The sequence below is a fragment of the Candidatus Poribacteria bacterium genome, assembly GCA_021162805.1.
GTDB lineage: Bacteria > Poribacteria > WGA-4E > B28-G17 > B28-G17 > JAGGXZ01.
This window is the reverse complement of the sequence record JAGGXZ010000060.1, coordinates 1-16,651: the sequence shown is the minus strand read 5'-3', so window position 1 is coordinate 16,651 and position 16,651 is coordinate 1. Positions and strand designations below refer to the sequence as shown.

Sequence of the window (16,651 nt, the reverse complement as noted above, 5' to 3'; positions counted from 1 at the left end):
AGCGGAAAGGAACGAGGAACCAGGGGCGGAAAACGTTACAACGTTAAACGTTGAACGTGCAACGGATTTCCCTTCCCCTCGTTCCTCCTCATGGATAACCGCTACACTCAGGGGAAATAAAAGCGAACTTTTACAAAGCAAGTTGACGAAACCCGATCTCATGTAGGATAATAAGCTCGAAAGGGGGTAAAGCTGTGCTGAAGGTCAGGGAGCTGATAGAGAGGATGAGGGAGAACGAGGCTAAACTATCGGTTTTCAACGCCATCAGATGTCTCAGAACTGGAACCGTCTCGCAGATAGAGGAGAGGGTGAGGCTGAGCAGACCTACCGTCCTTAAGTATACAGGCGAGCTTGTGAACGAGGGTTTTCTTATAGAAAAGGGACAAGGGAAATCGTCCGGAGGGAGACCTCCCAAGCTTTTGAGCCTTAACCCCTCAGCCGCCTTCTCGATAGGGATCGATTTCGGCGCCCCTAACCTAACGGTGGCCTTGATAGATCTCGGAAAGAGAGTTCTCAACAGAGCGGTGATCCCCACCCGTCTGGAAGATCCTCCATCGGCTGTCGCAAGCAGAATGGTAGATGCCATCAGGGAGATAGCCTCCGGAAACGGCGTGCCGTTGGAGAGGATAGTGGGGGCAGCTGTGGGCGTGCCCTGTTCTATAGAGAAGGAAACACAGCTTCTCAAGCCCATACCCAGGCTTCCCCACTGGGAGGACGTTCCCCTCAAGGCCATGGTGGAGAGAAACTTCGATTTCCCGGTCTTCACGGAGGTAGGGCCGCACCTGATGGTGTTAGGGGAAAGGGAGTTCGGCGAGGAGAAAGCGGATAACATGCTTTACATACACGTCAGAGAGGGAATAGGGATGGGGGTGTTTGTGGACGGCAGACTGGTCAAGGGATGGAGGGAGGATGCAGGGGAGATAGGTCATACCGTAGTGTCCCCAGGTGGGCCCAGATGCATATGCGGCAGGAGGGGGTGTCTGGAGGTATTCTCATCCGAGCCGGCGATTTTGAAAAGGGGCAGGAAGCTGATGAAGAGGGATGATATCACGGCTCTGGATCTGTTCAGGATGGCAGAGGAGGGGGAGGAGGTCGCCAGGGAAGTTATAGGGGAGGCCGTGGATTATCTGGTCATAGCCCTTGTGAACGCGATAGAGCTTTTCGACCCGGAGGTCGTGGTGTTAGGAGGGAACATAGTTGAGGGAGGAGATTTCGCGTTGGAGAGGATCAGAAGAGGGTTGAAGGAGCATAGGATAGGGGAGGATAGGGTGAAGGTGAGGTTTTCGAGGTTGGGGATATACGCTGGGGCGCTCGGGGCGGCCAATTTCGCTCTGGAGAAAGCCTTTGAGCCTCCATGTTGACCCCTCCCACCAGCAATACACGTAAACAGGGGCGATCTGCAAAATCCTTCCCAGAACACCCGTCTATATTAGTGAGAGGTTGAGAATGAAAGACGAGGATCTGGTGCATCAGACCCTATCGGGCGAGGGTATCGCCTTCTCAAAGCTCGTTGAGAGGCATTGGGAGGAAGTCTGCTCCTTCGTGGAGGGGATTCTGGGAAACAGGCAGGACGCCGAGGAGGTGACCCAGGACGCCTTCCTGAAGGCGTATTTCAAGCTGGAAACCCTTAGAAACCCCTCCTCCTTCCTCCCATGGCTCAAGAAGATAGCCCGTAATATCGCCCTCGACAGGATGGAGAGGCTGAAGAGGGAAGGCGAAAAGCTCCTGCTGAGCGAGTTGAAACATGATCAACTCTCCTTACCCCCTGTGGATGAGGAGCTGTTGAGGAGGGAGATGGTCAAGGAGATAATAGCGGCTATAGAGGAGCTTCCACCTCTGGAGAGGGAGATCCTGAAGGAGAGGTTCCTCCAAGGGAAAAGCTACGAAGAGCTCTGCAGGAGGTTCAACCTCTCATATAGCGCCATCACCTCCAGGGTTCACAGGGCAAAGAGGAGAGTTAGGGAGAAAGTAATGGAGAGGCTTAAAGCTCTGATAACGGCACCCTGGGCCAGGGTGATTGAGATGATGGGAGGTGTGGGGATGAAGCTTTCAACCAAGCTGGCCTTAACGGGAATAGGGCTGATGGTGGTCTGCGGTTCGTGGGTTTGGCTGGCTCATAATCCTCATAATCTCGGGGAGCGGCCTCGGGAAATAAGGGAGGAGCGGGCGGAGGAGACCGCCTACACGGCCGATCTCAAAGGGAGCTCCCCCAGGGAAAGCGCTGAAGAGCGACCGAGCCCCGAGTGGATCGATCAATGGCTTGATAGCTTGTTGACGGAGATCGAATCGGAAGGCGAAGAGGGGTATGAGGAGGGAAGGCCGACGGAGTTGGAGGAGGCGGGACAGTCGGGAGGGGAAGGGGAGAATCAAGAGAATCAGGAGCTACCGCCTGAGCTTCTGAGGAAAGCCGAGCTCTACGCCGAGCTGGCCGAGATACTCCCCCAGCTCAAGAGGCTATACGATGAGGAGAAAGAGCTCCTCGTCAATCCCAAGAAGGTGATCGAGGGCGGTGAGATCGGTAAGCTCATCATTGGGACATCGGCCGGTCACCATCACAGAGAGGAGATACGGGAGGACGGCTATAGGAAGGTTAGGATCAGCGTGAGCCCGGATCAGAATCCGCACGATGAGCTCAGGAGGATAAGCGAGCGTAAGATGGAGCTTATAAGGAGGATCGAGGAGCTTTTCCCCTCCTATGTCTCCTTTAGGGCGGATGACCCCCATCTCGGCGTGGACTACAAGGGGATAGCCGAGTATCTGGGAAAGGAGCTCCCGTGGGACGGGAACCCCGATTACTTCTCGGCGCAGGATTACACCGGAGGCCCCGCCGCACCGTTTTAATAGGATGGGCGGGGTAAAGTCCATCGTTCGCTATCAGGTGCTATGAGGAGGTGATGACACGGTGGAAGGCTTCGCCCGCAAGACCATCAAAGGAACGGGAATAATCGGTTTATCCCTGCTCCTCTTCCCCATCCTCTGTTTGGGAGAAATTCAGACCAAAGGAACGCTCAACACCTTCTCCGACCTTCCGAAGTTCCTCCCCGATGAGATAATCGTGAAGTTCAAACCTGACATCCCCGCCGAGAGGATAGATGTTATAAACTCGTTTTATGGAACTAAGGTGATCTATCGCAGCCCATATGCGGGGTTTTTCAGGCTGAGGATACCCGAAGGCAAAACTGTCGAGGAGATGGTGGAGGTATACAGCCGACAGCCTGAGGTCGAATACGCCGAGCCGAACTATACGGCGACAGCTCTCTTCTGCCCGAACGACCCCTACTACCGCTATCAATGGAACCTGAAAGCCGAGCACGGGATAAACGCCGAAAAAGCCTGGGATATATCTAAAGGGGACGGTGTGATAGTCGCTGTCCTCGACACGGGCGTTGCATATGAGGACTTCGGGATCTACAGGATGGCTCCTGATCTGCGCGGCGTCCGATTTGTGGGGGGATACGATTTCGTGGAAAACGACTTCCATCCGAACGACGACAACGGACATGGGACACACGTAGCCGGGACGATAGCCCAAGCGACGAATAACGGGATGGGGGTTGCGGGGATAGCTTTCAACTGTTCCATAATGCCCGTCAAGGTCCTGGATAGAAACGGTCATGGGAACTACGCGTGGATAGCGGATGGGATATATTACGCCGTGAAACACGGCGCTCGTGTGATAAACATGAGCCTGGGGGGAAGCGAGCCGGCGAAAACCCTGGAGGATGCTCTGAGGTTCGCATACAGGTCAGGGGTCATACTCGTGACGGCCGCTGGAAACGAGTTTTTAGAGGACGACTCTCCGGCCTACCCGGCGGCTTACGATGAATACTGCATAGCGGTCGGAGCGGTAACGTATGATGGGAAGAGGGCTTATTACTCGAACACCGGATGGTATATCGATCTGGTCGCCCCAGGTGGGAACGTTCGGGTCGATCGGAACGGAGACGGCTACGGGGACGGGATATTGCAACAGACGTTCGTAGGCGATCCCAGGGATTTTAAATACTGGTTCTTCCAGGGGACATCGATGGCGGCTCCCCATGTCTCAGCCGTATGCGCACTGCTCATCTCAAAAGGCGTGGAGGAACCACCCAGGATCAGGGAAGCTCTCTTCAGATCGGCGAGGGATCTAGGGGAGAAGGGTTGGGATGAGGAATACGGCTGGGGGCTTTTGGACGCATTCGGGGCTTTAAACTATGCGTTAAACCTCGGCACTGAAAGGAGTCGTAACCTGCTCCTCTGCTCCATCGACGCTCCATCCGAGGTGATCTCTGGGGAGAAAGCGGAGCTCAAAGTCAAGGTTCAGAATATGAGCCCTGAGCCGGAGAGGGTGACCGTCTCGGTGAGCGATCTAACGGACAAGGTTCAAATTGATACCGCCAAGGTGGAGATCGAGCCGTTCGGCGTGAAAAACCTATGTTTCAACTGGGATACGTCGGAGGCTTCCGAAGGACTCCACAGGATAGCGGCTGAGGTCAAGATCGATGACGATGACCCCTCGGACAACGTGAAAGAGGTCTGGGTGAACGTCGTCTCAAAGGAGAGCAGGTTGCTACTTGTAAAAGACGTGGAGATCCACAGGAGGAGATTCCTCCACTGGGAGGAGGTTTATGCCGTCGTGACGGTGGTGGACGGGAGGGGGAACCCGGTGAAGGGCGCGCTGGTGGAGGGGATGTGGAAAGCTGGTTTCATGAGGGTCGTAAGCATGGCATGGACCGACATATACGGCAAAGCCGTTCTCATCTCCCCTCCCTTATCCGGCGATTCGGATTCTCTGTCGTTCGAGCTTATCAGGGTGTCAAAGCCAGGCTGGATTTTTAAACCTCACCGGAAGGGAAAAGGGGTAAATGTCGTCAGAGGCGAAAGCGAGATGGGGTTTAAAAACGCGTTTTACAGGTGTTATCCCAACCCCGCAAACTCGGAGGTGTGGATACCGTTCGAAATAGGAAGGGGATCAGAGGTCAGGATCACCGTATACGACCTAATGGGGAAGCCAATAAGGAGGATGAATCTGGGATATAAAGCTCCCGGAAGATACCTGGAGAGATGGGACGGAAGGGATGAGAGAGGTGAAGAGGTGTCAAGCGGGATCTACTTCATAAAATTGGAAGCAGAGGGGTTTAAAGGCGTGGAAAAAGTTGCGATTTTGAAATAGATCGATGTCAACCTAGCTGAAGGAAAGGAGGGATAAATGATGGGACATCGGTTGGTTATAGCCCTGACGGTGATGATCTTCGCCACCGTTTGGGGTTATGCCGATGAGGTCATCCGGATTCCCGAGCCGACGGCTGGAGATACGGAGAAGGCGATCGAGATAGTCAAAGCCGATCCGAGGGTCCAGGAGATCATCAGGACTGAAGGGGCTGAGGTGGAACAAGCTATGCCGATGATAGGGTTCACGCTCATAAACGGGAAGTCGGTCATGGAAAAAGGCTTCCTGGTGAGGCTTAGGGAACGGGACAAGTTCTGGAACGTCTTTGTCGATATCGAAAAAGGAAAGGTGACCCGCATAACCCCTGTTAATCCGAACTTCCTTCCCCCGGGAAAGGGTAAGATGGAGAAATGGAAGGGAAACAAAGGAGAACCCGAAAAAGAGCCGATAGATGCGAAGAGAACGTACAGGATCGTGGACAAGAAGGGGAAGAAGATAGCCGAGATAAAGCTGGGAAAGGCTAAAGCTGAGGGACGTGAAGCCTCTGACGCTTCCGTCGCCCCCAAGGGGAAGCTCGCCGTTTTATGGGGCAGGATAAAGTCCATCGTTCGCTATCTGGTTCCATGAGGAGGTGGCTTCGCCCGCAAGACCATCAAAGGAGCGGGGATAATCGGTTTATCCCTACTCCTCCTCCCCATCCTCTGTAAGGAACGCTCAACACCTTCTCCGACCTTCCGAAGTTCCTCCCCGATGAGATAATCGTGAAGTTCAAACCCGATATCCCCGCCGGTATGAGCGCACCCGCTATCCCCCAAGAAGGATGCGGAAAAATTCAAAACTTTTGAAACATATTGACGTAACTCTACGCTTGCGATATAATAAAGGAGCGGGAAAGAAGTGCTCTTCCCCAAACGGTTGAAGCCGGGCGCTTCGCATGCCCGCTCGATTTCCATACTTCAAGCCTACGGGTTACTTCAAATAGGCGCCTGAGTCGCACGGAGACCTGGGGGTCATCCAGATGAGTTTGAGCGCTCTGTTAAGTGTAGCATTCTTGACATGTTACGCCATAGGAGCGCCAGCAAACATCGCACCGAACCCGTCCGCTGAAAGGGTTGACGAGCGAGGCAGGCCCGTAGGCTGGGGGCATTACTACAACACGCCCGCCCTCTGGGGTGCGACCGAGGAGGAGTTTTACACCGGAAAGCGGTGCGCCTTTTTGAAGGTCACGGGCTTCGGGGAAGATAGTTACGCATGCACGGGTCTGGCGGTGGGCGAGACCGATGGTTATACCGCTCCAAACGGGATACCGGTCAAGCCGAATACGACCTACCACTTCTCCTTTTACATCGCAGGCTACGGGTTTAAGCGCAGGATAACCGTGCACCCTTGGGGATTTGACGAGGAGGGCAAGAACCGTGACAGGGGCATTGAGGGCATCCAGGTCCTCCCCACGCCCGAATGGAAGCGCTATGTGGGCACCTTCACCACGAAGGCGAACACAAGGCGCATCGCGCTCATGTTTTTCGTGTATGGCATGAGGGGGCGAGATGTGGAACCCGGCGCCACTTTCTTCGTTGACGATGTCTACATCGGCACGCAAAAGCCGCCGCCCCCAGTTCCGCCAGCCGGGAGGAAAAGGGTTAAAATGTCCCGAAAACGGGAGGGCGGAGGATACAAACCGCTCAAGAGAGGCACCGTGCGCATCTGGGACACCAACCGAAAGTTCTCCATGAAGCACTACGACTTTCGGGCGTGGAACTACAGGGACGAATGGACTCAAGTGCCTTACGGGGTCACGGATTATCGGTTTCGTGGCGACTGCGTCCTTGAGGGCGAGAACTTCTGGCTCTCCTTGCACTCCAGCCGTTACGACTCGGTCTTCCTTTACGCCAAGACGGACGAAAAGGGGACGCCGAGCAGGCACAACGAACTTTACCGTGTCTTCTTCACCCCGACAGAGTTGCGCAACTACGGGGAAGGCTCTCAATTCTGCCGAATTCTTGTGAACAGCCCGAAGGAGGCGGTGGTCTACTCCGAAGCCATCACTTACGAGCGGGGAGGTTTCAGGACAACGGTCACCACGCTTTATCGTATCTTTGGCGGCAAGCCCTGGCTTGAGATTCGCCCCGTATGGCAAGCGGACGAGCAGGGGATGCACGGCGAAACCCGCATCATCGTAGCCCCGGAAGCGAATGATGATGGTGGCGATTTCGTTGACGACAGTTTGAAGCGCCCCGGCAACTACGTGAGCAAAGTCCCGTTGCGAGCGAAGATGCTTTTGGACCTGGCGGTGGATGTTGATGCGCTCTGGGTTCTCATCGCCCACCCTTTGCCGGAAGGGGAGAAATTGAGTACGTGGACTGGAACCAGATACTACGCGGGAAATGCTCCCGGAGGGTGGCACTCAGGCTGGAGTCTCATCGGCGAGGGCGATTGCGACCGTGTCTGGACGGCGCCGTTTGCGTTCTTCTGTGGCAGGCCCGTTTACATCGGCGTCCTTTGCCCCGGCTACTGGCATTATCAGCGCATCGGAAGAAATATCAGGGAGGGCGAGCGGGTAACCGTCAACTGGCGTGTGGCGTATCAGAGGGAGCGCAGAGGCTCGCCTTTCAAGCCCGGGGAAACTTGGAGACCGCTCTATCCGGGAAAGTGGCGGCTTATCGCATGCATTGACGGTCGCTATCACACCGTTCCCATCACCGTCACGAAGGAGGGGACGAACTCCACATCGTTAACTTTTGAATCCCTATCAGCGGGAAACTTGGAGTATGTGGTCTTCTACCTTTACGACCGCACCGACGAGACTCCGAAAGATGTCTGGACGCCAATGGATATCTATCGTGAAACGATTAAAGGAGGAGGAATATGAGGGAAACCATCAGGGTAGGCGTTGCAAAGGCGAACATAACCCCGGCACCCGGGGGAATATTTCACGCAGGCGATGTGCTGGCGGAGGGCGTAAGGGATGAGCTATATCTCAAGGCCCTCGTCTTCGATGACGGGAACGAGCGGGCGGCCATCGTGACGGGAGATCTTATCCTCTTCGGGGAGGATACGGTCATAGAGGCCCGCAGGCGGATCGAGGAGCTCACGGGGATCGAGGGTGAAAAAGTGATGCTCGCCGCCTCCCACACCCACTCCGGTCCTCCTACGACCGGGTGGCTGAGCGAGGGTGTGAGTGAAGCATACCTTCGTGAGCTTGCGGATAAGATAGCGGGGGCGGTCTATGCGGCGGATTCCAACAAGCACGAGGCTCTCATAGCGGCAGGAAAGGGTGAGGTCAAGCTTAGCATCAACAGGTGGATCATGACGCCCGACGGCGCTAAGTGGGGACCGAACCCCGAAGGGCCGAAGGACGACGAGGTCTGCGTCCTGAGGGTGGACGACGATGGGGGGATGATGGCGCTGCTTGTGAACTACGCAGCACATGCGTCCGTGATGAGCTGGGGGAGGCATCACCTTTATTCGGGCGATTATCCGAGTTACCTTCAGAGCACGATAGAGAGGATCTACGACGGCAGGGTCGTGGCGCTTTTTACAAACGGTGCTTCGGGAGACACGAAGATAGCCTTCCTGACGGAGGATGGGAAGGACTTCCTATACGGGGACTGGGAGGATGCAAGACGTTACGGAAGGATGATCGCCGCCGAGGCAGTGAAGGTGGCCGAGACGCTGAAACCTGAGCCGATCAAGGGGTTGAGCGTCGCCTCAAAGGTCGTGGAGCTCCCGCTGTGCGAGCCGCCGAGCGTCGAGGACGTGGAGCGGGAGTTGCGGGCAATTGAGGGAAGGATGAGGGAGTTGGGGCAGAAGGGCGAAAAGCCCGACTGGGGTCCCAAGCGAAGGTTGATATGGGCCCAGGAGACCCTCAAAGCCCTGAAGAAGGGCGATGTGACAAGGAGCGTGCCGGGCGAGGTCCAGGTTATGCGCCTGGGGGACGATATAGCCTTCGTTGCGGTTCCAGGGGAGCTGTTCGTGGAAGTCGGCTTGAGGATAAAATCGCTCTGTAGAAAGATCGGGATCGGGAATCCCTTCGTGGTAGCCTATGCAAACGCCTATGTGGGTTACCTTCCGTCGGCCCGCAGTTGCCGTGAAGATGGCGACAGACCGAGATACGACTGGCATAAGTTCATACCTTACCCCTCCACCTTCTCCGAGGAGGTGGAGGATGTGTTGGTCAGGACGATAGAGGAACTGGTATCAGGAAGAGGAGGTAAACCCTGTGAGCCTGACAATTGACGCTGACTATCCCGGCGGCAACATCATCGTCGAAAAGGTCGAAGGGGATACGGTCTATCTTCGTCAGGATTTGCGCGATACGGAGGGGTGGTGGTTTTACTGGAACTTTCGCGTCCGCGGCGCAGCAGGCCGGACGCTGAAGTTCGAGTTCACCAACGGGAACCCGATCGGCGTGCGTGGGCCTGCGGTCAGCACCGACGGCGGAACTACTTGGTCGTGGCTGGGTGCGGAAGCGGTGGAAGGAGCGTCGTTCGCTTATGCGTTTGCGAAAGACGCCGAGGATGTGCGTTTCTGCTTTGGCATGGCATACCAAGAAGCGGACCTGCAACGGTTCCTGAAGCGATACGCGGACAATCCTCATTTGTCCGTGAAAGAGCTGTGCAAGACTCGGAAAGGCCGAGTCGTTGAACGCTTGCACGCTGGCAAGCTCGACGGCCAACCCAGACACCGCGTCCTCCTGACGGTCCGCCACCACGCCTGTGAGATGATGGCCAGCTACGTTCTCGAAGGCGTCCTCGAAGCGATTCTGGCGGACACCGACGACGGAGGCTGGTTCCGTAAGAATCTCGAACTCATGGCGATCCCATTCGTGGACAAGGACGGTGTCGAGGATGGCGACCAGGGGAAGAACCGCCGGCCTCACGACCATAACCGTGACTACTTTGGCCAGAGCATATACCCCTCCGTCCGGGCGATCAAGGATTTGATCCCGAAATGGTCGGAAGGGTGTCTGCGCTTCGCTCTCGACATGCACTGCCCCTGGATAAGGGGCAAATACCACGAGACGATCCTTTTCCCCGAGAGGCTTGAAGGCAAAGAGAATTGGCAACGCCTGATGGTCTTCCTGAGAATGCTCGAGCACGTGCAGGCAGGGCCTCTCGTCTTCAACCTGGAGGACAGCCTGTCTTTCACGAGCTGGGATGGAAGCACACGCGATAGGGGCGACGATCCGCCGAGGACGTTCTCTCGATGGGTGAGGACCATTCCCGGCGTATTTTTCTCGGCCGTTGTGGAGATCCCCTACGCCAACGCATCGGGCCAAGCGGTAACAGCGGAAACCGCCAGGGCTTTCGGCCACGACCTGGCCAGGGCGATGCGCAAGTATCTCGAGTCGCTGGAATAGGCATAGCCTTAGGCGGCGCACGCAGATAGACTATAGATTAGCGATTGGGATATGGAGGATGCCTGCAGCGGCCGAGATGGAACATTCCGACAAGATGAGCGCTGAATTGGCTATCAGCGATGGAGTGGACAGAAAAGGTGAACTAATTGTCAGGAGGTGATGGACATGACAGTTGAGGAAGCGATCAAGAAGCGACGTTCGGTGCGCCGGTTTCAGAAGAAGCCGGTGCCGCGTGAACTCCTTATGGAGTTGCTGGACATGGCTCGGTGGGCGCCCTGCGCATCCGAGTGCTGTCGGTTCGTCGTCGTGCAGGACGAGGAACGCAAGAAGCAGCTCGCATCAGCCGCCAGACAGGAATGGGTTGCTTCGGCGCCTGTCGTTGTGGTGGTCGGTGCGGACTTGATGGAGCGTCCTGAAATTGCTGGTCGGTGGGATGCGTATAAGTTCCGCAACATCTTCCCCATCCAGGACACAGCGGCGGCGATTCAAAACCTGATGTTGGCCGCCGTGTCGCACGGCCTGGGCACGTGCTGGATCGGTTCGTTCAACGAAGGGGAGGTGGCCCGTATCGTGCACTTCCCGCTGGCGGTCCGGCCTGTTGCGATGGTGACAATAGGGTATCCAGCGGATGAGCCGAAAGCGAGGCGACGTCGTCCGCTGGAGGAGGTGGTGTTTTGGGAGACGTTTAAGTAATGGCCGCCTGGAGGCGGCGAGAAAGCTTTCCAAGAATATGGAGGGAGATCAAATGTATGCAGTTCTGTGCTTCGATGTCGAGGATGTGTACTTCCCGCCTGAGTATCGCATAGACGATATCCCGGGCTGGCTGGCCGAGATCATGACCGACTGTGGCATACGCGGCACCTTCTTCGTCATGGGCGAGAAGGCGCGCTCACTGAGGGAGCGCGGACGGAGCGATGTGATCGAGAAGATGGCGGGACATAGCATCGGGTCGCACGGGCAGGGCAACCTACACCCGTTGATCCCGGAGATACTGCAGGACAAGGGCTGGGACGATGGGGTGGAGGCCATGCGGAGGTACGAGGAGGAGGTGACCCAGGAACATCTCCGGACCTTCGGCCGTGAGCCAGTTGCCCTTTCGAGGCACAACGCCTACTTCGCCCCCCAGCACATCGCCGTGGCCGGCGAGAGGGGAATCCCCTATATGTACAATGTGGTGAGGATCAAGGAATACGATCAGCCAATTTGGTACGCAGGCGCTTTAACCTTCCCCCTCGAGGCGAGCGAGACCGTGATCCCAACTGGCTTGGATACCATCTACAGCCGCGATGAGATCTTCGAGCAGCGGCTTAGGGAGATTGACAAGGCCTTACAAAACCGAATAGACCGAGGCTTTGAGTACGTCACGATCTTCGGCTGCCATCCCGTGCGGGTTATGACGCGTGGATGGCAGGAACATTACTGCCTGGCAAGCGGGATGACCCGCACCCCCCAGGAGCTGGGATGGCTCTATGGCGTTAAATCCGGAGAGGAGGAGGCGAGGGCGAGGGCCAACTTCCGGCGATTCGTGGAGTACCTCCGCGACCATCCGGACGTGGAGGTGGTCGGAATCGAGGAGGCAACACGGCTTTTCTCGACGCAGCCCTCGCATATCCGGCGGGATGTCTTGACGCTGTATGCCGAGGAGCTGGAGCGCGCCCGTAAGCCGGTCTTCCATTCGACGTTCTCGCCAGCGGAGCTGGTCTGTGGGTTCGCTGAGTCGCTCATCTATGCGGAGGAGCACGGCGACCTTCCAAGCGAGGTACAGCGGAGGGACGTCCTCGGGCCGAAGTCCCGGCCGGCGGTCGGGATCGAGCGCGATAGGGTCACGCATGAACAGGTGATCACGATGTGCCGTCAACTGGTAGGGCATGTCCTCAAGGAGGGGGCACTGCCTGCGAACCTCCATGTCGAGGGCGCACGTGTGGGCATCGGCCAGTTCGCAGTGGTGGCCGCTCGCACCTACCTTGCCCAGGCACGCTACGAGAAGTACGAGGTTTTGCGCATCCATGAGACACCTCGCTATCCAGATCCCGCCTTCGAGGTGGACGCGTGGGTCCGCAGGGAGATCGGGGAGCACTGGGCCATGCCCCTGGATTTCACCTGCGACCGGCTGGCGGAGCACGCTCGGCTGCAGACGTGGACGATGAAGCCCGCTTGGCTACGACCTCCCCAGGGTCCCGCGCCCGACGGGGAACGCATCGTCCTGTGAAGAAAGGTCGAGATGGACCCGGATGACATCCGAGTCGGGAGGGAAGGGGAAATAGAGTTCTTCGGGAGAAGCTTTTAATCGCGGAGCTCGACCTGGGGGCGATAGAGCAGGCACGTCAGCTCCTCCCCTTCCTCCGTGACAGGAGGCCGGAGGTGTATGGAATACTGAGCGAGGATCGGTTTAAGGGAGGTAAGTTATAGGATGATCGCTCTCTGTTTAATAATGTTTTGGAAAGCGCTCCTTCTGCATCTCCCTTTCAACGAAGGGGAGGGGAAGGTAGCTCACGATATGTCCGGTTGTCACAGCGACGGGGTTATCTTCAACGCCAAGTGGGCGAGGGGGAAGTATGGCCTTGCCCTGGAGTTCTCCGGCGACGGCTATGTGGAAGTGAAGGGCGGACCGAAGAGGAAAACCGAGGAGGTAACCCTTATGGCATGGATATTCTCGGACGTGATGGAGCCCCGTAACGTGATCATCTCCAGGTGTTCAGAGGACAACGTGAGAGGTTATGAGCTGTCGGTGGGGGAACAGCTGGGGCTTCAGTTTGAGGTTTTCTCCAAAGGGGAACCCGATGAGAGGATCGCCGTCGTTAAGGCGGAGAACGTCCTGAGGCGGTCGAGATGGACCCATGTTGCGGTCACGTTCAAGGGGAAGGGATTCATCCGGGTTTACATTGACGGCATCCTCAAAGCTGAGGGGAAGATGGATTTTACGTGCTCGTTCGACAACACGGAACCGCTCCGGATAGGGGTCGGATTTTCCAAGCCGAGAACCCCTTTCTTCTTCAAAGGGCTCATAGACGAGGTCCTCATCTTCAACAGGGCGCTTTCCGAGGAGGAGATTCGACAGGTGATAGAAGGGATGGCCGTCTTACCCCAGGGTAAGCTTCCCGCAACCTGGGGAATGGTCAAATATCGGGGCCCATTGCCGCTCAAGAGCGGGGGGAGATGATAAGGTGGAACGTCGCCGTCCTCCCTCGGAGCATCTCCTGAAAGGAAAGGCGGCCCCGGGGGTTTCATCGAGGGCGCTCCTTCTGGGTGCGTTCCTCTCGGCACTCCTTGCCCTTCTCGTCCCCTACACCGACATCTACATGAAGGCCTCCGAGCTGAGCGGCTGCCATTTCGGAGTCGGTCCTATCTCCCTTTTCCTGTTCCTCACTGCTCTTCTCAACCCCGCCCTCAAGGCCATCTCATCCCGCCTCTCCCTCAGCCCCTCCGAGCTCCTGATCATCTTCTGCATGATGCTCGTTGCGGTCGGGATACCCAGCTACGGGCTCACAGCCCAGCTCCTGCCGGCAATTACAGCACCCTTCTACTATGCGGACGAGACGAACGAATGGAAGGAGATATTCCACAGCTATCTGCCGGATCAGCTTTTCGTTAAGGAGAGGTCCGCTCTGAGGATGTTCTACGAGGGGGCAAAGGGAAACCCGATACCGTGGAGTGAGTGGGTGGGTCCGCTGCTGTGGTGGGGCCTTTTGACGGCGCTCCTTTACACCTTCATGTTCTGCCTCAGCCTCCTGATGGAGAGGAGGTGGATAGAAGAGGAGAGGTTGAGTTTCCCGCTGGTTCAGCTTCCGATAGAGATTGCCCGATCCGAGAGAGGCTCAGGTCTGCTTAACCCGTTCTTCAAAAACCCGCTTATGTGGGTGGGGTTTTCCATACCGGCACTGATACACACGCTCAACGGGCTTCACTTCTACTTTCCTGGCTTCCCCCATGTGAATTTGAGGCCCAGGATAAGGGTATTCGAGGGGACGCCCCTCTGGCCTTTTAACAGGTATTGTTTCGTCTACTTCTCCGTGATAGGGTTCTCATACCTCCTCCCGACGGAGGTCTCCCTCAGCGTGTGGTTCTTCTGGATGTTCTGGAGATTTCAGATCTGCGTTGCATCGGCGCTCGGGGTGGGGGCGGCGTTCAGCCGAGTTGGGCTGGGTCAGTTCGGAGGCGCTTTCCTGACCTTCGCCCTGGGAACCCTCCTTTCGGCAAGATCATACCTGATGCGGACGGTCATCTCCTCGCTTAAGTCCGGGGATAAGGGATACAGACTCTCCCTCCTCGGCATGACTCTTTCGGGCATCGGCATAATCGCCTGGCTTTCGGTCTGGGGGATCTCGCTCTGGTATTCCATCCTGCTGTTAGGCCTCTTCCTCTCCCTGTGTATAGGGCTTGGGAGAGCGGTATGCGAGAGCGGGATGCTCTTTGCCAAGGCCCTTGACACCGTCACCCCATCTACCTTGCTCAACCCGATGGTGGGGACAAGGAGAATAGGTCCGCAGAGCCTCTCCCTCACGACCGCTATTGAATACACCTTCATGTTCGACCTCAAGACCTTCCTCTTTCCCGCTCTGATGCAGTCGCACAGGGTTGCCCGTAGCCTTAGGCTTCCTCCGGGCCGTTTCGTCCCCTCGCTCGCCCTTGCCGTCTCCCTGAGCCTTCTGATCTCCATCCCCTTCACCCTCCTTCTCACACATAGGTTCGGCGGGTGTGAGATGGATCAATGGTTCTACAACAGGGGTCCCAGATACATCTACTCGGTGCTTGCCAGAAGCATATCGTATCCGGAAGGGATAGATGTGGGCTGGTGGGTTTCGGCGATATGCGGCGGTCTTTTCACAGCAGCCCTGATCCTTTTGAGGAGAACGATATGGTGGTGGCCGCTTCACCCCATCGGTTACATCCTGGCGCAGTCCTGGGAGACGGAGAGGATATGGTTCTCCTTCTTTTTAGGCTGGCTTTTCAAGAGGAACATACTCAAGTTCGGCGGGCCGAGGCTTTTCAGGAGGACGAGGATGTTCTTCCTCGGTTTGATCTTCGGCGAATATGGGACGGCCGCTATATGGCTCCTGATAGATATGGTCCTGGGGAGGGAGGGACACAAGGTCTTCCCCTGAAATGTCATGGGGTTTCCCAGAAGGGGATCAGGTTTCCAAAATATTTTCAAAACACGTTGACGTAACTTTCGGGTTGCGATATAATTGAAGAAGACACTGATAAGGAGGTGGCTGAGATGGTATCAAGAGTTTTGTCGTTCCTCGTTTTGGTTCTCCTCATCATCTCCTCAAGCGAGGCGGGTGAGTTCAAGGACGAGTTCAAAGGACCCGGGCTGAGAGAGAAGTTCTGGGTCGTGAAGAAAGTAGGGAACGCCTCCTTCAAAATGGAGGACGGAAAGCTCATCCTCTCCTCTCCCAGGGAGACCGATGGGATAATCCTGTATTACCGTGAGGAGGTATCGAGGGAAGGGTTCTCATTTGAGGTTATGTGCGACTCCTCCGGGATCGTAAACAGCGGATACGTCACTACCCTCAAGGTCATGACCCCTCCTGAGAGGAGCGAGGTTTACAACCCCCTGAGGCTCGCCCAGTTCAGGCTTAAACCCCATTCCTGGAGGGTGAGGGATGAGAACATAAGAACCGTGCTTGACGGAAAGATCACGCCCGGAATGCACGCATACAAAATAGAGCTCCTCAAAGATACTATAAAATTCTACTTCGATGGGAAGGAGGTAGCTGAGATACCCAGGATAGCCGAAAAGAGGTTCTTCGCCGTCTCCCCTGACCCTTACGCCGAGGATTACAGAGGGGAGCTTGTGATAGAGTACATCAAGGTCTCAGCTCCATGGATAACCCCCGTCGAAGCCGGTGGGAAACTCGCAACCCTCTGGGGGAGGGTGAAGCATAGAAGCTCACGGGTGATCCCGCACTGGGCGATAAGGTGACGTTGGAGGTTTCTGAGATCATCTGAAGGTGGTTGAGATAAATATGGGGGATGTTCTTGCTTCGCTGCGAACTCAAAGAATATCGGTAATGGCGCTTTTATGGGCGCTCTCCCTTGCGGGAACGGCCTTAGCGGGAGAACCGACGAAGCCCGGCGGGTTGGAAAGGTATCTCGCGCTGCTTGAAAGCAAATTCACACATGAGCGCCGTCTATCG

Annotated in this window: 12 protein-coding genes; all 12 read left to right on the top strand. The window is 56.4% G+C overall.

The annotated features are described in order from the left end of the window. The first annotated feature begins 194 nt into the window (after positions 1-194). The 12 genes from J7M22_04735 to J7M22_04680 all read left to right on the top strand — a co-directional run bounded on the left by J7M22_04735 (position 195) and on the right by J7M22_04680 (position 16,437). Positions 195-1,361, top strand: coding sequence for an ROK family protein (locus tag J7M22_04735; protein MCD6505914.1), 1,167 nt, complete (start codon positions 195-197; stop codon positions 1,359-1,361). Positions 1,362-1,446: 85 nt separating this feature from the next. Further along, positions 1,447-2,841: an RNA polymerase sigma factor gene (locus J7M22_04730; GenBank protein MCD6505913.1), complete on the top strand. Its 1,395-nt coding sequence runs from the start codon at positions 1,447-1,449 to the stop codon at positions 2,839-2,841. A 61-nt stretch (positions 2,842-2,902) separates the two neighbouring features. Further along, entirely contained in the window at positions 2,903-5,155 is a 2,253-nt protein-coding gene (locus tag J7M22_04725; GenBank protein MCD6505912.1) for a S8 family serine peptidase, read from the top strand. A 39-nt stretch (positions 5,156-5,194) separates the two neighbouring features. Then, positions 5,195-5,779: a hypothetical protein gene (locus tag J7M22_04720; GenBank protein MCD6505911.1), complete on the top strand. Its 585-nt coding sequence runs from the start codon at positions 5,195-5,197 to the stop codon at positions 5,777-5,779. Between the two features lie 391 nt (positions 5,780-6,170). Continuing rightward, positions 6,171-8,021 (top strand): carbohydrate binding domain-containing protein, encoded by a 1,851-nt coding sequence (locus J7M22_04715; GenBank protein ID MCD6505910.1) that lies wholly within the window; start codon positions 6,171-6,173, stop codon positions 8,019-8,021. Continuing rightward, positions 8,018-9,388, top strand: a complete 1,371-nt coding sequence (locus J7M22_04710) for a neutral/alkaline non-lysosomal ceramidase N-terminal domain-containing protein (protein ID MCD6505909.1) — start codon at positions 8,018-8,020, stop codon at positions 9,386-9,388. Before J7M22_04715 ends, J7M22_04710 begins: the two co-directional genes overlap by 4 nt. Then, a complete protein-coding gene (locus J7M22_04705; GenBank protein ID MCD6505908.1) occupies positions 9,372-10,511 on the top strand; it encodes a peptidase M14 in 1,140 nt (379 codons plus the stop codon). Before J7M22_04710 ends, J7M22_04705 begins: the two co-directional genes overlap by 17 nt. A gap of 159 nt (positions 10,512-10,670) precedes the next feature. Next, positions 10,671-11,204: a nitroreductase family protein gene (locus J7M22_04700; GenBank protein MCD6505907.1), complete on the top strand. Its 534-nt coding sequence runs from the start codon at positions 10,671-10,673 to the stop codon at positions 11,202-11,204. 52 nt (positions 11,205-11,256) lie between these two features. Then, the gene (locus J7M22_04695) at positions 11,257-12,720 is read left to right on the top strand and encodes a hypothetical protein (protein MCD6505906.1); all 1,464 of its coding nucleotides are present in this window, start codon (positions 11,257-11,259) and stop codon (positions 12,718-12,720) included. A 201-nt stretch (positions 12,721-12,921) separates the two neighbouring features. After that, positions 12,922-13,671, top strand: coding sequence for a LamG domain-containing protein (locus J7M22_04690; GenBank protein ID MCD6505905.1), 750 nt, complete (start codon positions 12,922-12,924; stop codon positions 13,669-13,671). Between the two features lie 4 nt (positions 13,672-13,675). Then, positions 13,676-15,613, top strand: a complete 1,938-nt coding sequence (locus J7M22_04685; GenBank protein MCD6505904.1) for a hypothetical protein — start codon at positions 13,676-13,678, stop codon at positions 15,611-15,613. A 116-nt stretch (positions 15,614-15,729) separates the two neighbouring features. Next, the gene (locus J7M22_04680; GenBank protein ID MCD6505903.1) at positions 15,730-16,437 is read left to right on the top strand and encodes a hypothetical protein; all 708 of its coding nucleotides are present in this window, start codon (positions 15,730-15,732) and stop codon (positions 16,435-16,437) included. Positions 16,438-16,651: the final 214 nt, after the last annotated feature.